The organism is Pseudomonas sp. 10S5, assembly GCF_035019745.1.
GTDB lineage: Bacteria > Pseudomonadota > Gammaproteobacteria > Pseudomonadales > Pseudomonadaceae > Aquipseudomonas.
Genome location: NZ_JASJVL010000002.1, coordinates 216,065 through 238,498 on the forward strand (window position 1 = coordinate 216,065; position 22,434 = coordinate 238,498).

The following is a 22,434-nucleotide window of genomic DNA, read 5'->3' on the forward strand; positions in this document are numbered from 1 at the left end:
GCATAAAACACAAAACCGAGCGCAGGGCTCGGTTTTGTTTAAATTGGTGCCCAGAAGAAGACTCGAACTTCCACGACCTTGCGGTCACCAGCACCTGAAGCTGGCGTGTCTACCAATTTCACCATCTGGGCAGTTCGTTGGGTTCGTCAATAAGGTCTGATTTAACTCGGAAATTATCGTTTACTTTCAACTACAACAACGTTGCCGTCGTTGTGGGGCGCATCTTACGGATGAGTTTAGGAGCTGTAAACCCCCCCGCTGTGAAATATTTTTTCCCAATAGCGGGGCAGAGTAACAAATGGTGTCTTCGCGTTTCAATCCGGTATATGCCAAACTAAATATATACAGATAAGGTGAACTCATTCTAATGGCCGATTGGCAGTCCCTCGATCCCGAGGCCGCGCGTGAAGCGGAAAAATACGAAAACCCTATCCCCAGCCGTGAGCTGATTTTGCAGCACCTTGCTGACCGCGGGTCGCCAGCAAGCCGTGAGCAATTGGTGGAAGAGTTTGGGCTGACCACTGAAGATCAGTTTGAAGCCCTGCGTCGTCGCTTGCGCGCTATGGAGCGGGATGCTCAGTTGATCTATACCCGTCGAGGCACCTATGCCCCCGTGGATAAGCTCGATCTGATCCTCGGTCGCATTTCGGGTCATCGTGACGGCTTCGGCTTCCTGATCCCTGATGATGGCTCTGATGACCTGTTCATGAGTCCGGCGCAAATGCGTCTGGTGTTCGATGGCGACCGCGGTCTGGCTCGGGTCTCTGGTCTAGATCGCCGGGGTCGCCGCGAAGGTGTGATCGTGGAAATCATCTCCCGCGCCCATGAAACCATCGTGGGTCGCTACTTCGAGGAGGGCGGTATTGGTTTTGTTGTGCCGGATAACCCGAAGATTCAGCAAGAAGTACTGATCACTCCGGGGCGCAACTCCAGCGCTAAGGTGGGTCAGTTCGTAGAGGTGAAAATTACCCATTGGCCGACTGCACGCTTCCAGCCGCAAGGTGACGTCGTAGAAGTGGTGGGCAACTACATGGCGCCCGGCATGGAAATCGATGTCGCGCTGCGCACCTATGATATTCCGCATGTCTGGCCGGAAGCCGTGCTCAAAGAAGCCGCCAAGCTCAAGCCGGAAGTCGAAGAAAAGGACAAGGAACACCGCGTCGATTTGCGTCACTTGCCGTTCGTAACTATTGATGGTGAAGACGCTCGCGACTTTGACGATGCTGTTTACTGCGAAGCCAAGCCGGGCAAGCTGCGCCTGTTCTCAGGTGGCTGGAAACTGTACGTCGCCATTGCCGACGTATCGAGCTATGTCAAAATTGGCTCGGCGCTGGATACCGAGTCTCAAGTTCGTGGTAACTCGGTGTACTTCCCTGAGCGCGTTGTGCCAATGCTCCCTGAGCAACTCTCCAATGGCCTGTGCTCGCTGAACCCGCACGTTGATCGCTTGGCCATGGTTTGCGAGATGACTATCTCGAAAACCGGCGAAATGACCGACTACCAGTTCTACGAAGGGATCATTCACTCCCACGCTCGTCTGACCTACAACAAAGTGAGCGCAATTTTGGAACAGCCGAAAACGGCTGAAGCCAAGCAGTTGCGTGAAGAGTATTCCGACGTTGTGCCGGACTTGAAGCAGCTGTACTCGCTGTACAAAGTCCTGCTGGCGGCCCGTCATACCCGAGGCGCGATCGATTTTGAAACGCAGGAAACCAGGATCATCTTCGGTACCGAGCGCAAAATCGCCGAAATTCGCCCGACCACGCGCAACGACGCCCACAAGCTAATCGAAGAATGCATGCTGGCTGCCAACGTGGCTACCGCTGCTTTCCTGAAAAAGCACGAAATTCCTGCCTTGTATCGGGTTCACGACGGCCCGCCGCCTGAGCGCCTGGAAAAACTTCGTACCTTCCTCGGTGAGCTGGGTCTGTCGTTGCATAAAGGTAAAGATGGCCCATCGCCGAAGGATTACCAGGCATTGCTGGCCAGCATCAAGGATCGTCCGGATTTCCACCTGATTCAGACCGTGATGCTGCGTTCGTTGAGTCAAGCGGTGTACAGCGCCGACAATCAGGGTCACTTTGGCCTGAATTATGAGGCTTACACGCACTTCACTTCGCCGATCCGCCGTTACCCGGACCTGCTTACGCACCGTGCGATTCGCAGCGTGATCCGTTCCAAGCAAGACACGCCGCATGTTCGTCGTGCTGGCGCCATGACCATTCCCAAAGCGCGCATCTATCCTTACGATGAAGCTGCACTGGAACAGTTGGGCGAACAGTGTTCCATGAGCGAGCGTCGTGCCGATGAGGCCACGCGTGATGTGGTCAATTGGCTCAAATGCGAGTTCATGAAGGATCGCGTGGGTGAATCGTTCCCGGGCGTCATCACTGCCGTAACAGGTTTTGGTTTGTTTGTTGAGCTGACAGACATCTACGTCGAAGGCTTGGTGCACGTCACGGCTTTGCCGGGCGATTACTACCACTTCGATCCAGTGCATCACCGCTTGGCAGGCGAACGCACTGGCCGTAGCTTTCGATTGGGTGACACGGTTGAAGTGCGGGTCATGCGCGTCGATCTCGATGAACGAAAAATCGACTTCGAAATGTCTGAAAAGACCATCAGCGCGCCAATTGGCCGCAAGCGTCGTGGTGCTGAAACAACTCCGGCTCCGGTGGGTAAAACCCAAGCACCTGCCAAGTCCGCAGGGCGCCGTGGCGCGCCGGTCAAGGCTGCGCCAGTGGCCGAGGCTTATCGCCCAAGTGACGCTGCCGCAAAAAACGCTGAAGTGCGCAAAAGCCGTGAATTGAAGCAGGCTCTGCTGTCTGAAGCGAAAGGTGGTGGAAAGGCGGCGTCGGGAAAGTCCAATAAAGCAGACTCTGCTTTGACGGGTAAGCCAGCCAAACCAAGTAAACATCGTAAGGGCCCGCCCAAAGCGGGCTCGGCACCTGCCGACAAAAGCGGCGGAGTGCGTAAACCTAAGGCCAAGTCATGAGTTCGCTGGAAAAAATCTACGGCGTTCACGCCGTAGAAGCATTGCTGCGTCATCACCCAAAACGGGTCAAGCAAGTCTGGTTGGCGGAAAATCGTAATGATCCGCGCGTTCAGGTATTGATTCAGTTGGCCAACGAAAATCGGGTGTCGGTAGGTCAAGCTGAGCGGCGCGAGATGGACGTTTGGGTCGAAGGGGTTCACCAAGGCGTTGTAGCTGAAGTCAGTCCGAGCCAGGTGTGGGGCGAAGCGATGCTTGATGAGCTTCTCGACCGTACCGAAGGTCCGCCCTTGATCTTAGTGCTGGATGGCGTGACAGATCCGCACAACCTCGGCGCTTGCTTGCGTACCGCCGATGCGGCGGGGGCATTGGCAGTGATTGTGCCGAAAGACAAGTCAGCAACGCTGACCCCGACCGTGCGAAAAGTTGCTTGTGGCGCCGCGGAGGTGATTCCTTTGGTGGCCGTGACTAACCTGGCGCGCACTCTGGAAAAACTGCAGCAGCGTGGTTTGTGGGTTGTTGGCACGGCGGGGGAGGCGGAAGTAGAACTTTATCAGCAAGACCTGACCGGTCCGACCATCTTGATTATGGGTGCTGAAGGCAAGGGCATGCGTCGTCTGACGCGCGACCATTGCGACTACTTGGTAAAACTGCCTATGGCTGGCAGCGTTAGCAGTTTGAACGTGTCCGTCGCCACTGGTGTTTGCCTGTTCGAAGCTCTGCGCCAGCGTAGCGTGAAGGCAGCCGCCAAGAAGTAACCCTGTAGAAGCCAACTGGTTGGCGAAGGCCTGGCGCGTTGTATCGGTCATGCCGTGCTTGCCGCCTCGCCAACAAGTTGGCTCCTACAGATGTGTACACCAATCTCCTTGCGCCATCGCCCTACCTTCTCTACAATTGCGCCCCTTGCTGTCATGGCGGGTGCTTCTGTGCCTGTGCTGGGCAAGACTCACAAGTGTCATTCACTCCTTGTCTGACCGCTTTTTAGCGGCAGGCTACAACCCGTAAGGAGCATTCATGCGTCATTACGAAATCATCTTTTTGGTCCACCCGGATCAAAGCGAGCAAGTCGGCGGCATGGTAGAGCGTTACACCAAGCTGATTGAAGAAGACGGCGGTAAAGTTCACCGTCTGGAAGATTGGGGCCGTCGTCAATTGGCCTATGCAATCAACAATGTTCACAAGGCTCACTACGTGATGCTGAACGTTGAATGCACCGGTAAGGCTTTGGCTGAACTGGAAGACAACTTCCGTTACAACGATGCCGTGATCCGTAACCTGGTCATCCGTCGCGACGAAGCCGTAACTGGTCAGTCCGAGATGCTCAAGGCCGAAGAAAACCGCAGCGAGCGCCGTGAGCGTCGTGACCGTCCTGAGCACTCCGACAACGCCGATGGCGATGACGGTGACAACAGCGACGCCAGCGATAACGCTGACGAGTAATCCACGGACCTTTTGAGGAGCCAATTACATGGCACGTTTCTTCCGTCGTCGTAAATTCTGCCGCTTCACCGCTGAAGACGTGAAGGAGATCGATTACAAAGATCTCAACACTCTGAAAGCATACGTATCCGAGACCGGCAAAATTGTTCCAAGCCGTATCACTGGTACAAAAGCTCGTTATCAGCGTCAGCTGGCCACCGCTATCAAGCGTGCCCGCTTCCTGGCCCTGCTGGCCTACACCGACAGCCACGGCCGCTGAGACCAGGCAGTCGACAAGTAGTAAGGGATAGAACGCATGCGCGCCATGGCTAATTTCATCATGCGCGGCCGCGTGCAGGCCACTCTTGTAGTGGTCGGATGTGCGGCTTTGCCGTTGTTGTTTTGGTTAAGTGCTGCCGCAGGATGCCTTGTGCTTTTGCGGCGCGGTTTGAGTGATGCCGTTGGCATCCTCGCCTGGGCTTTACTGCCAGCTTTGGTCTGGTGGTATTTCGGTGAGCCTCGCACCTTTATGGTGTTGCTCGGTTCATTGGGGTTGGCAGCGTTGTTACGCGCCAGCGAGTCTTGGGTCCGCGTGCTGTTGGTTAGCGTGGCACTGGGTCTGTTGTATGCAGTGATTTTGGGAGCGGTTTTCCGCGACCCCATCGAAGTGATGGCGCAGGAGTTGCAAAAACTTCTGCCGCAAGTCCTTGATGGGCTCTACCAGCAGTTATCGGTAGAAGAGCGAGCGCGCCTGGGAGCATTGATAGCACCAGTACTAAACGGCCTGATTGCGGCTTTGTTGCAAATCGTCAGTGTGCTGACCCTGATCCTAGGGCGTTACTGGCAAGCGTTGTTGTACAACCCTGGTGGTTTTGGCCGCGAATTTCGCAGCATAAGACTCCCGAGGGTGCCAGCGTTATTGCTGCTGGTGTTCATGCTTCTGGGGCCGAATTTCGGTCCACAGATGGCGATGTTGACACCGTTGTGCAGCGTACCGCTGATGTTCGCCGGGCTGGCTTTGGTTCATGGCCTGGTTGCTGAAAAGCGACTGGGTAGGTTCTGGCTAGTAGGGTTGTACGTAACGTTGTTGCTGTTCATGCAGCTGGTCTATCCGTTGCTGGTGGTGTTTGCCATCGTCGACAGCCTGATTGATTTTCGCGGTCGTTTTGCGTCGAAAGACGTTGGTAACGGCTCTGCGGACGGTGAAGGTTAAAAGTTAAGAGGATTTTCACATGCAACTGATCCTTCTGGAAAAAGTCGCGAACCTGGGCAACCTGGGCGACAAAGTAAATGTTAAGGCCGGTTACGGTCGTAACTATCTGCTGCCGTACGGCAAAGCAACCGCTGCAACCGCTGCCAATGTGGCTGCGTTCGAAGAGCGTCGTGCTGACCTGGAAAAACTGGCTGCAGACAAAAAAGCTTCGGCTGAAACTCGCGCTGCCCAACTGGCTGAGCTGGAAGTGACTATCACTGCCACCGCCGGTGACGAAGGCAAGCTGTTCGGCTCGATCGGCACCCACGACATCGCTGATGCACTGACCGCCTCTGGCGTTGAAGTTGCAAAAAGCGAAGTTCGTCTGCCGAACGGCACTATCCGTAACGTTGGTGAATTCGACGTAGCCGTGCACCTGCACAGCGACGTAGAAGCAACCGTACGCGTTATTGTGGTAGCTGCTTAAGCAGCACTTAACGCTTGGCGACTTGCTCGCTAGACGTTTAACATCGGGCACGATCCTGTTCACAGGTCGTGCCCTTTGTTTTTCTGTTCTCCCTGATTTTTAAGTGGCCATGAACGAAATATCCGCCCCCGAGCAATACGATCTGCAAACCGCCGCCCTCAAGGTGCCGCCGCACTCCATCGAGGCCGAACAGGCCGTGCTCGGTGGTTTGATGCTGGACAACAACGCCTGGGAGCGCGTGCTCGATCAAGTATCCGATGGCGATTTCTATCGACATGATCACCGCCTGATCTTTCGTGCCATTGCCAAACTAGCTGATCAAAACAGCCCTATCGACGTTGTGACACTGTCCGAGCAACTGGACAAAGAAGGGCACACCTCGCAAGTAGGCGGCCTGGGTTATTTAAGTGAATTAGCGAAAAACATTCCGTCCGTCGCCAACATCAAGGCTTATGCGCAAATCGTGCGTGAGCGGGCGACCTTGCGACAGTTGATCGGCATCAGTGCGGAAATTGCTGATAGCGCGTTCAATCCAGAAGGCCGCAGCGCCGCCGAGATTCTCGACGAAGCTGAGCGGCAGATCTTCCAGATTGCCGAAGCACGCCCGAAAAGTGGTGGCCCGGTCCGCGTTACCGACCTGCTGACCAAAGCCATTGATCGCATCGACACGCTGTTCAACACGGATAACGCGATAACGGGCTTGTCCACCGGTTATACCGACCTGGACGAGAAAACCAGCGGCCTGCAACCGTCTGACCTGATCATTGTTGCCGGACGTCCATCAATGGGTAAAACCACGTTCGCCATGAACCTGGTAGAAAACGCCGTTCTTCGTAGCGACAAAGTGGTTCTGGTGTATTCGCTGGAAATGCCAGGTGAATCACTGATCATGCGTATGTTGTCGTCGCTGGGTCGTATCGACCAGAGCAAGGTCCGCGCCGGACGACTGGAAGACGATGATTGGCCGCGTCTGACCTCGGCGGTCAATCTGCTTAATGACCGCAAACTGTTCATCGATGACACTGCCGGCATCAGCCCTTCAGAGATGCGCGCGCGCACTCGCCGGGTGGTACGTGAGCACGGCGAAGTCGGCCTGATCATGATTGACTACCTGCAACTGATGCAGATTCCTGGCTCAAGCGGTGACAACCGTACCAACGAGATTTCTGAGATTTCTCGCTCGTTGAAGTCCTTGGCTAAAGAGTTTGCTTGCCCAGTGGTCGCCCTGTCTCAGCTCAACCGCTCCTTGGAGCAGCGTCCCAACAAGCGCCCGATCAACTCCGACTTACGAGAGTCTGGAGCGATCGAGCAGGATGCTGACGTGATCATGTTTGTATACCGGGATGAGGTCTATCACCCCGAGACCGAGCACAAAGGCATCGCCGAAATCATCATTGGCAAGCAGCGTAACGGCCCCATCGGTACGACACGGTTGGCATTCATCGGTAAATACACCCGATTCGAAAACCTCGCGCCGGGCAGCTACAACTTCGACGAGGATTGATGCGACGCTTCCCGGTCTTCTGGGACCGAATGTATTCGGGAATGGATTGCACGTCCGGCGACCTTTGTAACTGAATCAACGCCTTCCCGAATGAATTCGGTCCCACAGTGTGCCCGTATCAAATTCTTCCGCTGCTAATTCCGACTACTACCGTCGGAATTGGTCAAATTTTGTGCTATATTCCGCGCCCGCGATTTTCCAACGTGTACACGCGCAGGTTTTCGATATGCAAGCAGCCAAGCCGTTATTTGACTATCCCAAGTACTGGGCCGAATGTTTCGGGCCAGCACCTTTCCTGCCCATGAGCCGGGAAGAAATGGATCAGCTTGGCTGGGATTCCTGCGACATCATCATCGTTACCGGTGACGCTTACGTCGATCACCCCTCTTTCGGCATGGCAATTATTGGTCGGCTGCTGGAGTCTCAAGGCTTTCGCGTCGGGATTATTGCCCAGCCAGATTGGCATTCCAAAGACGATTTCATGAAGCTTGGCGAGCCGAACCTGTTCTTCGGGGTCGCTGCTGGCAACATGGACTCGATGATCAACCGGTACACTGCGGATAAAAAAGTCCGCTCCGACGATGCTTACACACCGGGCGGCATGGCCGGCAAGCGTCCGGACCGCGCGAGCTTGGTCTACAGCCAACGTTGCAAAGAAGCCTACAAGCACGTGCCCATCGTATTGGGCGGCATTGAAGCTTCGTTGCGCCGCATCGCGCATTACGATTACTGGCAGGACCGGGTGCGAAATTCGATTCTGATCGACGCTTGCGCAGACATCCTGTTGTACGGCAACGCCGAACGCGCCATCGTCGAAGTCGCCCAGCGTTTGTCGTACGGCCACAAGATTGAAGACATCACTGACGTTCGCGGCACCGCGTTCATCCGTCGCGACACGCCGGCAGGCTGGTACGAAGTTGACTCCACGCGTATTGATCGCCCGGGTAAAATCGACAAGATCATCAACCCCTACGTCAATACTCAGGACACCCAGGCTTGCGCTATCGAGCAAGAAAAGGGCCCGGTGGATGATCCGCAAGAAGCCAAGGTGGTGCAGTTGCTGGCCAGTCCTCGGATGACGCGAGATAAAACGGTTATTCGTTTACCGTCCATGGAAAAAGTCCGCGCCGACTCGGTGCTCTATGCCCACGCTAACCGCGTATTGCACCTGGAAACCAACCCAGGTAACGCCCGTGCATTGGTACAGAAACATGGCGAAGTCGACGTCTGGTTCAACCCGCCTCCAATTCCGATGACCACAGAAGAGATGGACTACGTGTTCGGCATGCCGTATGCGCGCGTTCCACATCCGGTATATGGCAAGGAAAAAATTCCTGCTTACGACATGATCCGGTTCTCGGTGAACATCATGCGTGGTTGCTTCGGCGGCTGCACGTTCTGCTCAATCACCGAGCACGAAGGCCGAATCATTCAGAACCGTTCCGAAGAGTCGATCATTCGCGAAATCGAAGAGATCCGCGACAAGGTTCCAGGTTTCACCGGCGTTATTTCCGACCTCGGCGGCCCGACGGCGAACATGTATCGCATCGCCTGCAAGAGCGCCGAAATCGAGTCCGCTTGCCGTAAACCGTCCTGCGTATTCCCCGGCATCTGCCCGAATTTGAACACCGACCACTCGTCGCTGATCCAGCTGTATCGCAGCGCTCGTGCATTGCCGGGGGTGAAAAAGATTCTGATTGCTTCGGGCTTGCGTTATGACCTCGCGGTGGAATCGCCGGAATACGTTAAAGAGCTGGTGACACACCACGTCGGTGGTTACCTGAAGATTGCCCCGGAACACACCGAGGAAGGTCCGCTCAATCAGATGATGAAGCCGGGCATTGGCAGCTATGACAAGTTCAAGCGCATGTTCGAGAAGTATTCGAAAGAAGCCGGAAAAGAGCAGTACCTGATTCCTTACTTTATCGCTGCCCACCCCGGCACCACCGACGAAGACATGATGAACCTGGCACTGTGGCTCAAGGGCAATGGTTTCCGCGCCGATCAGGTACAGGCTTTCTACCCGTCACCGATGGCAACGGCGACGGCGATGTATCACTCAGGCAAAAACCCACTGCGTAAAGTTACGTACAAGAGCGACGCCGTTACCATTGTCAAAAGTGAGGAGCAGCGCCGGTTACACAAAGCGTTCCTGCGCTATCACGACCCCAAAGGCTGGCCGTCGCTGCGTGAAGCTCTAATCCGGATGGGTCGCGCCGACTTGATCGGTTCTGGCAAAGATCAGCTGATTCCTCTGCATCAGCCGGCCACTGACGGTTACCAGAGCGCTCGTCGTAAAAACTCGACGCCGGTTGGTAGCCATAAAGTTGCTAAGACCACGTTGATTCAGACTCAGCACACCGGATTACCTCCCCGCGCCAGCGATGGCGGCAACCCGTGGGATAAGCGTGAAGAGGCTAAGGCCGCTGCGTTTGCTCGCAACAAGCAAGCGACCAAAGAGCGTATCGATGCCGCGAAGGGCAAAGGTCCGAAGCCGCCGAAGCGTAAACCCGTCGTTCCGCGCTAAATCCATTAATTGGTGGCGGTGGAACCATCGTCGCCGGCAAGCCAACTCCCGCGTGTATTCTGCGGGGCTCAAGTTAGCGGGTTGACGCAGCACTGTGGGAGTCAGGCTTGCCTGCGAATGGCACGCCTCGGTATTTTTGACACACTGCGTCGGCTGTTTCTCGAACTAATTCGGTCTCTCGGCAGGCGAGGAGGCACTGGTGCCTCGGCGTCTCATAAAAATTAGTCTCACGTCGCCCTTTTTCTGTGCAACGCTTGCACGGTAGGTGAGTAGCAGCGCTTTAATGGTGCCGAGCGCGTTCGTTGTCTTCAGAAACCGCCCGCTTTACCCGGATGGCATAAGTCTTGCGCGGTTCCATTACCGTTCAGGCTCGCAGGAGGCACGCCGTGTCGATTCATATTGCCTTGCACCACGTTACGCATTACCGCTACGACCGAGCGGTTGAACTGGGCCCCCAGATCGTGCGCCTACGTCCGGCGGCCCACAGCCGTACGCGTATCTTGTCCTACTCCCTAAAAGTCTTGCCCGAGCAGCACTTCGTTAACTGGCAGCAAGATCCTCAGGGCAATTATTTAGCGCGTCTGGTATTTCCAGAGAAAACCAACGAGTTACGGGTAGAGGTTGATCTTGTCGCCGAAATGGCGGTGTTCAATCCGTTCGACTTTTTTCTCGAGCCTTATGCGCAAAAGATTCCTTTCGTTTACGCCAGTGATGAGCAACGCGAGTTGGCGCCCTATCTCGCGACATTGCCGCTGACGCCGAAGTTTGCTGCCTACTTGGCGAGCATCGACCGCACGCCGCTGCCGACCATCGATTTTCTGGTGGCGCTGAACCAGCGTCTAAGCCAAGACATTGCTTATCTGATTCGCATGGAACCGGGCGTTCAAACGCCAGAGTTTACGCTGGCTAACGCGTCTGGTTCCTGCCGCGACTCGGCCTGGCTGTTGGTCCAGTTGATGCGTCACTTGGGCATGGCTGCACGATTTGTGTCGGGTTATTTGATACAGCTCAAAGCCGACGTTGAAGCCCTCGACGGGCCTTCCGGTACTGATGTTGATTTCACTGACCTGCACGCCTGGTGCGAGGTCTACTTGCCGGGCGCCGGGTGGGTCGGGCTCGATGCTACCTCTGGCCTGTTTGCGGGCGAAGGCCATATTCCGTTGGCCTGTAGCCCTGAGCCTTCCTCTGCGGCACCCATCAGCGGCTTGGTTGAACCGTGCGAAACCGAGTTCACCCATGAAATGTCGGTTGAGCGGATCTGGGAAGCGCCCCGAGTGACCCAACCTTACAGCGAAGATCAGTGGCTAGCGATTCAGGCGCTTGGCCGTAAGATCGACACCGATCTGATCGCCGACGATGTGCGCCTGACCATGGGCGGCGAACCGACGTTTGTCTCCATTGATGACCGCGATGGCGATGAATGGAACACCGCCGCCCTGGGTCCGGAAAAGCGCAGACTTTCCGCCGAGCTTTATCAGCGCATGCGCAAGCATTACGCGCCGCTGGGAATCGTGCACTTCGGTCAAGGCAAGTGGTACCCCGGCGAGCAATTGCCGCGCTGGTCGCTGAACTGCTTTTGGCGTAAAGATGGCCAGCCTGTGTGGCACAACAATGCTTTGATTGCCGATGAAACTGAAGAGTACGGTGCTGATAGCGAAATGGCCGGGCGTTTCCTTGCCAGTGTTGCCGAGCGCCTGAAGCTGCCAGTACGTTTCGTGTTCCCGGCGTACGAAGACAATTTCTATTACCTGTGGCGTGAAGGTGCGTTGCCACTGAACGTTAGCGCCGAAGATTCCCGCCTTGAAGACACGCTGGAGCGTGCGCGCCTGCGCAAGGTCTTCACCCAGGGTTTAGAAAAAGTTATCGGCCAAGTGCTGCCGCTGGCTCGAGCGAAATCTGGCGATAGATGGCAAAGCGGTCGCTGGTTCCTGCGTGACGAACACTGCCGACTGGTACCGGGAGATTCGGCGTTGGGTTATCGATTGCCGCTGGCCTCGCAACCTTGGGTAAAGGCGTCGGAATATCCGTTCGTTCACCCTACCGACCATAATCAGGAGTTTCCTGAGCTGCCGAGCAGCGATCAGGTGCAGTCGCAGCTCAATAGCTTGACCGAACAGGTTGACCTTGATGGGGAGCGTGAACCCAAGGCGGCCGAGTCTGCCCATTGGCTCACCCGCACGGCGCTGTGTGCCGAAGCCCGGGAAGGGCGTTTGTATGTGTTCATGCCGCCACTGGAAAAGCTTGAGGATTACCTCGAACTGGTTAGCGCGGTGGAGGCCACGGCTGAAGAGTTGCATTGCCCAGTCTTGCTCGAAGGGTATGAGCCGCCAAGCGACCCGCGTCTGGCGAACTTTCGTATCACGCCGGATCCGGGTGTGATTGAAGTCAACGTACAGCCTTCTTCCAGTTGGGATGAGCTGGTTGAGCGCACTGAGTTTCTCTACGAGCAGGCGCGGCTAACTCGTCTAACCACCGAGAAGTTCATGATCGATGGCCGTCACACCGGCACCGGCGGCGGTAACCACTTCGTCCTCGGCGGAGCGACCCCTGCCGATTCGCCGTTTCTACGGCGGCCCGATTTGCTGCGCAGCCTGCTCAGTTATTGGCATAACCATCCGTCGCTGTCTTACCTGTTTTCTGGCTTGTTTATTGGCCCGACCTCCCAGGCGCCGCGCGTCGACGAGGCCCGCAATGACTCCTTGTATGAGATGGAAATTGCTTTCTCGCAGATGCCCAAGCTGGGTGAAGAGTGCGCGCCATGGTTGGTGGATCGGCTGCTGCGCAATTTGTTGATTGATGTCACGGGCAACACGCACCGTGCTGAATTCTGCGTTGATAAGCTTTATTCGCCGGACGGCGCGACCGGGCGTTTGGGTTTGTTGGAGCTGCGGGCGTTTGAGATGCCTCCTCATGCACGCATGAGTCTGGCCCAGCAATTACTGCTGCGAGCATTGGTTGCGCGTTTTTGGCGTGAACCTTACGCACCGGCCAAGCTGGCGCGCTGGGGCACGCAATTGCACGACCGCTTCATGCTTGCGCACTTCATCGAACAGGACTTCGCCGACGTCATCGTTGAATTGACCGCCGGGGGGTATCCGTTGCGTGCTGAATGGTTTGCGGCGCATTTGGAGTTCCGCTTCCCGAAAGTCGGCGATTACGCCGTCAGCGGCATCGAGTTGGAGTTACGTCAGGCGCTGGAGCCGTGGCATGTATTGGGTGAGGAGGGCGCGGCGGGTGGTGCGGTTCGCTATGTAGATTCGTCATTGGAGCGCTTGCAGGTCAAGCTCAATGGTCTACCGCCGCAGCGTTACATGCTGACCTGCAATGGTATTGCGGTGCCGCTGCAACCCACGGGGCGCGTCGGGGAATTCGTTGCCGGGGTGCGATACCGTGCCTGGCAACCCTCCAACTGCCTTCAGCCGAATATTCCGGTGCATGCACCGTTGGTTTTCGACCTGCTGGATACATGGATGCAGCGTTCCTTGGGCGGCTGCGAGTATCATGTCGCGCATCCCGGCGGGCGCAACTATGAAACCTTGCCAGTCAATGCCAACGAAGCCGAAAGTCGACGTCTTTCTCGCTTCTTCCGCATTGGCCATAGCCCCGGAAAATTGAAAGTGCCGTTGTTGACTGTTAATGATGAGCTGCCGATGACGCTGGATATGCGTCTTCACTAAAGCGCATTTCAAAGGATGGCGCGTGGAGTTTTAAGTCTCGGCGCGTCATTATCCTGCGCTAATTTGACGTCCTTTGTTGTCTGCCGAGCCCTCCATGCCCGACCTGCTTGACTGTTATCCGCTGACTACGGGTACATATCACGAAATGCTCGATGCCAGCGGTGCTATTCGGCCGCATTGGCGCCACTTTTATGAGCATTTGCAACGCAGCACGCCCGCTCAGTTAATGCAGCGCCAAGCGCTGCTGTCTCGGCAAATTCAAGAAAACGGCGTCACCTACAACGTTTATGCCGATCCCAAGGGCGCAGACCGGCCGTGGGAGCTGGATCTGCTGCCGCACTTGATTCCTGCGCAAGAATGGTCTTTGGTCGCCGCCGGGATAGCTCAGCGTGCGCGGTTGCTGAACGCCGTATTGGCGGATTTATACGGCCCGCAACAGTTGATCGCCGACGGCTTGCTGCCCGCCGAACTGGTGTTTGGTCATAACAACTATTTGTGGCCATGTCAGGGGGTAAAACCGCCCGAAGGGGTTTTTCTGCACATGTACGCTGTGGATCTGGCGCGCACACCGGATGGCCGTTGGTGGGTGACTGCCGACCGCACGCAAGCACCGTCGGGTGCAGGTTATTCGCTGGAGAACCGGCAGATCGTGTCGCGGGCGTTTCCCGACCTGTACCGTGACTTGCAGGTCCAACACCTGACCGGTTTTTTCCGTGCCCTGCAGGAAACCTTGGCCCGCCAAGCCCCGACTGATAAAGAGCCGCCATTAGTGGTGCTGTTGACCCCAGGCCGATTCAACGAAAGTTATTTTGAACATTTGTACCTTGCTCGACAGCTGGGTTATCCACTGGTTGAAGGCGGGGATCTGACTGTTCGCGACGCCACGGTTTATCTCAAGACTCTCAGCGGTCTGCGTCGAGTTCACGCGATCATGCGTCGTTTGGACGACGACTTTTGCGATCCGCTAGAGTTGCGTACCGACTCGGCACTTGGCGTTCCGGGACTGCTCGAAGCTGTTCGCCAAGGCCGGGTACTGGTTGCCAACGCCTTGGGTAGCGGCGTTCTAGAGTCGCCGGGGTTGCTGGGGTTCTTGCCGAAAATCAATCAGCACCTGTTTGGCGAGGAGCTGATTCTGCCGTCTGTCGCGACATGGTGGTGTGGCGAGCCCCCGGTCCTGGCCCAGGCACTGGAAAAGCTCCCAGACCTGCTGATCAAACCGGCTTTTCCTTCACAAAGCTTTGCCTCGGTGTTTGGGCGCGATCTGAGTAATGAGCAACGTCAAGCGTTAGCCGCTCGGATGCAGGCCCGGCCTTACGCCTACGTTGCACAAGAGCTGGCGCAGTTATCCCATGCGCCGGTCTGGCAGCCTGATGGTAAGCAGTTGCAACCGCGAGCCATCGGCATGCGTGTGTACGCGGTCGCTAGCGCTGACGGCTATGAAGTGCTGCCAGGTGGGTTGACCCGTGTCGCGGCCGAAGCTGATGCCGATGTAGTGTCTATGCAACGCGGTGGTGCGAGCAAAGACACTTGGGTCTTGGGCGAGCGTGCAGAAGGCATTAAGCCTTGGAAAACTCAGCGGGCACTGGGTGTTCGTGACCTTATTCGACGTGATCCCTATTTGCCTTCGCGGGTGGTGGAAAATCTGTTTTGGTTTGGTCGCTACTGTGAACGTTGCGATAACAGCGCGCGTTTGCTGCGAATCATGCTGATCCGTCACGTTGATGGTGATGATCCCTTGGCGCTGCAAGCGGCGGTTGAGCTAGGGGAAACTCTACGGTTACTGCCTGAAGAAGGAGATCTGCCCGACCGCTTGCTCGCGGCCTTGCTGGGCGAGGATTGGTCGCAAAGCCTGCGCGCCAATTTACAACGTCTACAGTGGGCCGCCTCACAAGTGCGCGGCAAACTGTCTCGAGAGAATTGGCAGACGCTGGTGGAGCTACAACGAGAATCCCTTAGCCTGGAGACTGAAGAACCCGACTTCGGCGAGCTTCTCGATTTTCTTAACCGCCTAGTGATGTCGTTTGCAGCCTTGTCGGGTTTTGCCATGGACGACATGACCCGTGACGAAGGCTGGCGCTTTTTGATGATTGGTCGACGTATTGAGCGGCTTCAATTTCTCAGTATCAGTGTGGCGGCTTTCCTGCGTGATGCAGCAGTGAACGATCAGGCCGGTCTTGAATGGCTCCTTGAGTTAGGAAACAGCAGCATCACCTACCGCTCTCGGTATTTGGCGATGCCGCAGCTCATTCCTGTGCTCGACTTACTATTGCTGGATGAACAAAATCCGCACGCGGTATTGTTCCAGTTGAAGTGGGTGAGCCGCTCCTTGAACCGTCTGAACGAAGACTTCGGCGTGCCGCGTGATATAAGGCTGGCGCTGTTGATTCAACGCCTGTCCGCGTTCGATCTAAGCAGTCTGGAGAATCCACTGTTCGGAAAAAATAGCGTCAGCGCTGTGCTGGAGGGGCTGGCCGATTTACTGCAAACCATCGGCGAAACCAGCGGGCAAGTTTCCGATCGTTTAGCCCTGCGCCATTTCGCCCACGTAGACGATGTCAGCCAGCGCACGGTGTCCGTGTGATGAGTGCCCATTACCAGATTCTTCATGACACTCATTACAAATACGACAGCCCTGTGTCTCTGGCCCAGCAGCTAGCGCATTTGTGGCCACGACCTTGCACCTGGCAACGGTGTACCCAACAAGAACTGCTGATCAGTCCTGTACCGACCAGTCGCCGTGATGAACAAGACGTGTTTGGCAATCCGCTGACTCGTCTGGCGTTCGAGCGGCCCCACGATGAATTGCAGGTAAACGCGCGGCTACGGGTCGAAGTCTTGGCGCGGCCATGGCTGGATTTCAATCTATCTGCGGGTTGGAACGCCACCAGCAGTGCACTGACCTACAGCGGTAAGGCGCTATCGCCCGCAATTCTTGAAGCGTGTCGCTATCGCTTCGAATCGCCGTACGTGCATTTAAAGCAAACGTTCGTTGATTACTCCGACAGTTGTTTTCCTCTCAATCGCCCGCTGCTGCTGTGCGTACAAGCGTTGATGGAGAAAATTTTTACTGAGTTTACATTCGACGATGAGGCAACTCAGGTTGCGACGCCATTGGTCGAAGTGCTGGAGAACCGACGTGGCGTCTGTCAGGACTTCGCTCACCTAATGCTGGCGTGCCTGCGTTCGCGTGGGTTGGCGGCGCGCTATATCAGCGGCTACTTACTGACTCAGCCACCGCCTGGACAGCCGCGAATGATCGGGGCAGACGCATCGCACGCTTGGGTGTCAGTGTATTGCCCCGTGTTGGGCTGGGTAGACTTTGATCCGACCAACAATGTACAGCCGACACTTGAGCACATCAGCTTGGCCTGGGGCCGCGATTTCTCGGATGTATCGCCATTACGTGGGGTAATTCTGGGGGGGGGCAACCATGACCCGGAAGTTCAGGTGACGGTCATTCCTATCAGCGCTGGGGCTGTTTGACGCTGATGGCGGATATTTAGAGGTCTGCCCTCGTCTGCCGCTTAAGCGACAGACGTGGCGTACAGGCCCCGTCAGTTGGCGAAGCCCAGCGGCAATCAGTTGGCAGGTGTTGGTTCGGTAGTTGCCTCTGCCTCGTCGGCAGGCTCTTGGCCTTCAACGGTCTCGCCTTCTGCGCCGGTTTCGGTCAGAGCAGCCGTTTTCTTCTGCAACTTTTCCTCTTTCTTCTGCTCTTTTGCCAGATCTCTCTGACGTTTGGCGAAGGAATAGTTAGGTTTAGCCATGGGCGATCCTCTGTATAGGCGGGAAATGCCGCTATTCTGCCTGAGAACGGCAGCGCACACACGGCGTTGTGCGCTCAACGGTCCATGAATACCCTTTGACAGTCCGATCAGGTAGGTTTTTGACCTGCCCACTTGGGAGCAATAACGGGCTTCCAGGCGTCGAGCGTGTCCAGTAGGTCAGTGGGAGAATCGCTGATCTGCAGCATATTGCGATGATCTTCGCGCACGAACCCTTCGCTGACGACATGGTCGAGAAAACCCGCCAACTTGCTGTAGAAACCGTTCACGTCCATCAGGCCTAGCGGTTTGCCGTGATAACCCAATTGGCCCCAGGTCCAAACTTCGAACAGCTCTTCAAGTGTGCCCAAACCGCCGGGAAGGGCGATAAAGGCATCGCTGAGTTCGGCCATACGGGCTTTTCGCGCGTGCATTCCGTCGACGACTTCCAAACGGGTCAAGCTGTTGTGGCCAATTTCCAGGCTGCGTAGACTTTCAGGAATCACGCCGATAACTTCACCACCGGCAGCCAGTGCGGCATCGGCAACGATGCCCATCAGACCGACCGCGCCGCCGCCATACACCAATGTCAATTGGCGCTCAGCTAACGCTCGCCCCAAGGCCATGGCCGCTTCACGGTAAGCAGGGTGAGTGCCAGCACTGGCGCCACAAAACACACATATGGACTTCAAAGACATAGCCTACTCCTTGGTCATTAATGCGCTCAGAGTAAAGACTTGGCCCGGCCAGTCCAAGGACTAGTCTCGCTGGAAGCGCTCGTAAGGGTGCTGGTAGGTGCCACTTGCACCACAGGCATAAGCGGCGAGTAGACTGCGGAAAAAGCTGTTGAGGTGCATGATGTGGCTCCTGAGTGATGACGCCATGTTATTGCGCCCTCGCTCAACTGGCCGGTTGATTCTTTCGATAGTGTCGATAGTGGCAAGCCGTACCTGCGTTGCGTTGACGCAGGTCATTGGAACTTGAGCTGGAATCAGGCAGTCTTTCTGTAGACGTTCCTCTTATTCCAAAATACTTTTAAGTCCTGCCTTGGAGATTCATCATGTTTCGTAAACTTGTCGCTGTATCCCTGCTGACACTCGCCAGTGGCCATCTGTTGGCGGCGGAGTGCAAGGTTAATATTGATTCAACGGACCAGATGAGCTACGACACCAAAGAGATCAATATCGACAAGAGCTGCAAAACCTTCACTGTGAATTTGACCCACTCCGGCAGCTTGCCGAAAAACGTGATGGGCCATAACTGGGTGTTGAGCAAAGACACTGATATGGCTGGGATCGCGGCCGACGGCATGAGCGCGGGCATCGACAAGAACTATTTGAAAGATGGGGATGACCGTGTCATCGCTCACACTAAAGTCATCGCAGCGGGCGAAAAAGACTCGGTGACCTTCGACGTCTCGAAACTGGCTGCGGGATCAAATTATGTGTTCTTTTGCTCGTTCCCAGGTCACAACAGCATGATGAAAGGCACTGTTGCGGTTAAGTGATGGGGTTTTGCTGAACACAAAGTTCCTGTGAGGGCTTGTCGAAAGCTGCGATTGCAGCCTTCGGCAACTCCTACAAGATCCGCCTCGCTACTTCGATTCGGTCATCTTGAAGATGCCTTGGGCGTTACTGCTGTCAAAACTCAAATCAAGCGTGTTATCCATTGGGTCTAACTTGCGCTGAATGAATTCGACAAACGACCCGGGCACCGGATGATCGTGCAATTTTCCGCTTGCATCCGCCATAGCCCGGCTCACCGTGCACGCTTTGTAAGCGGTTTGCATAACTCGTCCTGAGGCAGACACTTCGATACTGGCCTTCATCGGCCGATCCCGGCGCAGTTGCTCTGTAACCACCGCATCCAGATCAACCACCCGATCAGTCAGGTGATTGAAGCTGTTGCCCTCAGTGGCAATCCAAGCCATTTCCGCACTCTCACTAAGCAATTGCTGATAGTCCGCATGCCGCACCACCCCATGCTGACGGGCGAAAGCTGCGCACAAACCCGGTAACAGGCAATACGCCTCGCTCAACGAGCAGTGACGGGTCAGTTGCAGGCCTTTGAGGATGCTTAATTGCTCGTTGTTCAGCGGATCATGGCTTGAACTGACGACGCGTTCAGCGGCCGCTTGAAAGGCTTCGCTGAAACGACCGGGGTGTAATTCGGAAACGAAAAACTGCGCAATGTCTTGCGGCAGATCCTGTTGGCGATAACCCCAACCGGTCATGTTCAGTTTGGTCAGCGGGTACGTGCGCACATCGGTAAAGCCTAACGGTTCGAGCAGCCGGGCAAAGGCAAGACGGCCACGGGGCAGTTCGCCGTTGGCGAACCAATCCACCGTGCGAATTGCGCCATGATCGAATACCACTTTGCGCCGCTGCTCGGCTTGTTCTTCGACATATACCCGCCCTAAAGGCACAGCCTCCACCAATTTGTGAAACAGGCAAAGATTTAGCGCTTCGGCCAGCCAAACCCGGTGCACTTCAGTGTCACTCCAACTGAAGGCGTGCAAGCCGGTCGGCACGTCAACGTGGGCTTCAATCCACCGTGCAGCGGGTTGGCCGACAACGGATGCGACGAGGGAAAACAGGCTTTCGAAGGAGGACATAGCGACCAGCTCTGACAGTGGATGTAGGCGCCTATGAAAGCGTCGATGGCCGAACGGCACAAACGAAATAAAACGGCGGGTTCATTCCGTTTTCTATTGTTCAGCCATAGATATGGCGGCGAATTGGCTTATCAGGCAATTTGATTCATGGCGCGAACGGCAGTTCCCGCTTGTGCTGAGTCTTGCGGTAGGTGTCTCGAATGATAGTGAATGCCTGTTCACGCACCGGCTCACCGTGCAGGAATGCATCGATCTCGGCATAGGTGACGCCATGTGAAGCTTCGTCCGGTTTGCCCGGCACCAGGTCTTCAAGGTCGGCGGTCGGCACTTTTTCCACCAGCGACTGCGGTGCGCCGAAGCTGCGAGCGATGGCCCGGACCTGATTTTTCACCAAACCACTGAGCGGCGCGATGTCGCAGGCGCCGTCGCCAAACTTGGTGAAGAAACCCATGACCGCTTCCGCTGCATGGTCAGTACCGATCACCAACCCTTGGCGCGCACCGGCAATCGCGTATTGCGCGACCATGCGCATCCGCGCCTTGGTGTTCCCCGTCACGAAGTCCACAGCGCTGGCATGCTGGCCTTCGAACGCTTTGATTTGTGCGGTTAAGGCCTGCACTGAAGGGCCAATATTCACCGTGTGCGACTCGTCTGGCTTGATGCACTCAAGGCTGGCTTGGGCTTCATGCTCGTCCAGCTGGGTTTGATACGGCAAGCGTACCGCGATGAAGCAGTAGCTCTTGTCCCCAGTGCTTTGGCGCAATTGCTCGACCGCACGTTGGGCGAGCAAACCCGCCGTCAATGAGTCAACGCCGCCACTGATACCCAGCACCAGTGTTTTAAGCTGGGCGTTTTGCAAACACTGCTGGATAAAAGCGACCCGCCGCGCGACTTCGGCTTCAAGCGCATGTTGGTCGGCGAACGGTGGTTGGACCTTGAGCTCTTCGGCAATTTGGAGTTGTACGGCGTGCATGATTCACTCCTCAACAATGTGTGCGGAAACGGAAGTATTTAACGCCGGCAGCTCGGCAACAGGGCTGATCGGCACTTTGAACACGTGCCGCAGGTACGCGACGAAGTTCGGGTCTTTGCACTGGGTCTTGCCAGGCTCATCGGAGATTTTGGCCACGGCTTGGCCAGCGCAGGCGGTCATTTTAAGCACAATACTCATGGGCTCAATGCCCGGAATGTCGGCAGTCAAATTCGTGCCGATGCCGAAACTGACGTTTATCCGACCGCGCAGGGTGCGGAATATCTCCAGGGCCTTGGGCAAATTCAGGCCGTCGGAGAAGACCAGTGTCTTGCTCATCGGATCAATACCGAGGTTCCGATAATGCGCTATGCATTTTTCAGCCCACACTATCGGGTCCCCGGAGTCATGCCGCAGGCCATCGAACAGTTTGGCGAAGTACAGATCAAAGTCGTTGAGAAACGCGTCGGTGGTGATGCAGTCGGTCAGTGCGATGCCCAGCAGCCCCCGGTATTCGCGTACCCAACAATCCAGCGCGACGATTTGACTGTCGATTAGTCGTGGGCCCAATTGTTGGTGGGCCATGATCCATTCATGGGCCATGGTTCCCAGAGGTTTCAGGTCCAGTTTGCGTGCCAATTCGACGTTGCTGGTGCCGACAAATTGACCGGGGAAGTCCTGCTTGAGTACCGAAACTACTTCTTCTTGCACACGGTACGAGAAGCGTCGGCGGGTGCCGAAGTCGGCCACTTTCAAGCCGGCAAGTTCATCGCTGGCGGCATTGGCCAGCAACCAGTCGAACTTGCGGTACAGCTGATCGCGGGCCTGCACCAGCATCGTGCCGGGATGGCGAATACGGTTGCGCACTTCGCTGACGATTGCCAGCAACGGCACTTCGAACATGATCACGTGCAGCCATGGCCCGTGCAGGCGAATACGCAACTCGCCGTCTTCGATGTGGGTTTGCACATAGCGCATGTTGAAGCGAAACAGGCCAAGAAAGCGCAAAAAATCAGGCTTCATGAAACTGATGCGCTCAAGAAAAACCAACTGTTCGGAGCTCATGGACAGCTCGCACAGCAGGGCGATCTGATGGCGGATCTCGGTCAAATAAGGCCGCAGATCCTCGCCATTACGGCAGCGAAACTCCCACTCCACATCCACGTTGGGGTAGTTGTGCAGCACCGCTTGCATCATGGTCAGCTTGTAAAAGTCGGTGTCGAGCAGGTTCTGCACGATACGATCGGAGAAGGCGCTCTCACTCATTTTTGTCAGGTCTCCAGTGCTGCCG

17 protein-coding genes and 1 tRNA gene are annotated in these 22,434 nt (G+C 56.0%); 12 read left to right on the top strand and 6 right to left on the bottom strand.

Going from position 1 to position 22,434, the window contains the following annotated elements:
* Positions 1–44 precede the first annotated feature (44 nt).
* Positions 45–131: transfer RNA gene (locus tag QN378_RS02455), tRNA-Leu, on the bottom strand.
* A 236-nt stretch (positions 132–367) separates the two neighbouring features.
* Between QN378_RS02455 and rnr the strand changes: the two genes are divergently transcribed.
* From rnr to QN378_RS02510, 11 genes are all read left to right on the top strand, one after another.
* Entirely contained in the window at positions 368–2,995 is a 2,628-nt protein-coding gene (gene rnr / locus QN378_RS02460) for a ribonuclease R (RefSeq protein ID WP_323549852.1), read from the top strand.
* Positions 2,992–3,750: a 23S rRNA (guanosine(2251)-2'-O)-methyltransferase RlmB gene (rlmB, locus tag QN378_RS02465; protein ID WP_297838593.1), complete on the top strand. Its 759-nt coding sequence runs from the start codon at positions 2,992–2,994 to the stop codon at positions 3,748–3,750. Before rnr ends, rlmB begins: the two co-directional genes overlap by 4 nt.
* A gap of 256 nt (positions 3,751–4,006) precedes the next feature.
* Positions 4,007–4,432 carry a 30S ribosomal protein S6 gene (gene rpsF, locus QN378_RS02470; RefSeq protein ID WP_322167388.1) on the top strand — a complete coding sequence of 142 codons (426 nt, stop codon included), beginning with the start codon at positions 4,007–4,009 and terminating at the stop codon, positions 4,430–4,432.
* Between the two features lie 28 nt (positions 4,433–4,460).
* Positions 4,461–4,691: a 30S ribosomal protein S18 gene (rpsR, locus tag QN378_RS02475; RefSeq protein WP_002551829.1), complete on the top strand. Its 231-nt coding sequence runs from the start codon at positions 4,461–4,463 to the stop codon at positions 4,689–4,691.
* 36 nt (positions 4,692–4,727) lie between these two features.
* Complete coding sequence (locus tag QN378_RS02480; protein ID WP_323550517.1) at positions 4,728–5,624, top strand: hypothetical protein; 897 nt, start codon at positions 4,728–4,730, stop codon at positions 5,622–5,624.
* A 19-nt stretch (positions 5,625–5,643) separates the two neighbouring features.
* Positions 5,644–6,090: a 50S ribosomal protein L9 gene (gene rplI, locus QN378_RS02485; RefSeq protein WP_322167390.1), complete on the top strand. Its 447-nt coding sequence runs from the start codon at positions 5,644–5,646 to the stop codon at positions 6,088–6,090.
* A gap of 109 nt (positions 6,091–6,199) precedes the next feature.
* The gene (dnaB, locus tag QN378_RS02490; protein WP_323550518.1) at positions 6,200–7,594 is read left to right on the top strand and encodes a replicative DNA helicase; all 1,395 of its coding nucleotides are present in this window, start codon (positions 6,200–6,202) and stop codon (positions 7,592–7,594) included.
* Positions 7,595–7,820: 226 nt separating this feature from the next.
* The gene (locus tag QN378_RS02495) at positions 7,821–10,121 is read left to right on the top strand and encodes a YgiQ family radical SAM protein (RefSeq protein ID WP_322206560.1); all 2,301 of its coding nucleotides are present in this window, start codon (positions 7,821–7,823) and stop codon (positions 10,119–10,121) included.
* A gap of 386 nt (positions 10,122–10,507) precedes the next feature.
* On the top strand, positions 10,508–13,798 hold the full coding sequence (locus QN378_RS02500) for a transglutaminase family protein (protein WP_323550519.1): 3,291 nt from the start codon (positions 10,508–10,510) through the stop codon (positions 13,796–13,798).
* Between the two features lie 94 nt (positions 13,799–13,892).
* On the top strand, positions 13,893–16,379 hold the full coding sequence (locus QN378_RS02505; RefSeq protein ID WP_322206562.1) for a circularly permuted type 2 ATP-grasp protein: 2,487 nt from the start codon (positions 13,893–13,895) through the stop codon (positions 16,377–16,379).
* On the top strand, positions 16,379–17,281 hold the full coding sequence (locus QN378_RS02510; RefSeq protein ID WP_322206563.1) for a transglutaminase family protein: 903 nt from the start codon (positions 16,379–16,381) through the stop codon (positions 17,279–17,281). The genes QN378_RS02505 and QN378_RS02510 overlap by 1 nt, the downstream gene beginning before the upstream one ends.
* 95 nt (positions 17,282–17,376) lie before the next feature.
* Here QN378_RS02510 and QN378_RS02515 read toward each other — a convergent pair whose 3' ends face one another.
* Both QN378_RS02515 and QN378_RS02520 read right to left on the bottom strand, forming a co-directional pair.
* Positions 17,377–17,562: a hypothetical protein gene (locus tag QN378_RS02515; RefSeq protein WP_322206564.1), complete on the bottom strand. Its 186-nt coding sequence runs from the start codon at positions 17,560–17,562 to the stop codon at positions 17,377–17,379.
* Positions 17,563–17,669: 107 nt separating this feature from the next.
* Positions 17,670–18,257, bottom strand: a complete 588-nt coding sequence (locus QN378_RS02520) for a TIGR00730 family Rossman fold protein (RefSeq protein ID WP_322206565.1) — start codon at positions 18,255–18,257, stop codon at positions 17,670–17,672.
* A gap of 362 nt (positions 18,258–18,619) precedes the next feature.
* Here QN378_RS02520 and azu point away from each other — a divergent pair, with 362 nt between their 5' ends.
* Complete coding sequence (azu, locus tag QN378_RS02525; RefSeq protein ID WP_322206566.1) at positions 18,620–19,066, top strand: azurin; 447 nt, start codon at positions 18,620–18,622, stop codon at positions 19,064–19,066.
* Positions 19,067–19,153: 87 nt separating this feature from the next.
* On the opposite strand, the gene QN378_RS02530 is transcribed toward azu, so the two are convergent.
* The 3 genes from QN378_RS02530 to pncB all read right to left on the bottom strand — a co-directional run bounded on the left by QN378_RS02530 (position 19,154) and on the right by pncB (position 22,409).
* Positions 19,154–20,173, bottom strand: coding sequence for a 2-oxoadipate dioxygenase/decarboxylase family protein (locus QN378_RS02530; protein ID WP_322206567.1), 1,020 nt, complete (start codon positions 20,171–20,173; stop codon positions 19,154–19,156).
* A 145-nt stretch (positions 20,174–20,318) separates the two neighbouring features.
* Positions 20,319–21,146 (bottom strand): ammonia-dependent NAD(+) synthetase, encoded by an 828-nt coding sequence (gene nadE / locus QN378_RS02535; RefSeq protein WP_322206568.1) that lies wholly within the window; start codon positions 21,144–21,146, stop codon positions 20,319–20,321.
* Positions 21,147–21,149: 3 nt separating this feature from the next.
* Positions 21,150–22,409 (bottom strand): nicotinate phosphoribosyltransferase, encoded by a 1,260-nt coding sequence (gene pncB, locus QN378_RS02540; RefSeq protein ID WP_322206569.1) that lies wholly within the window; start codon positions 22,407–22,409, stop codon positions 21,150–21,152.
* Between the last annotated feature and the right edge of the window lie 25 nt (positions 22,410–22,434).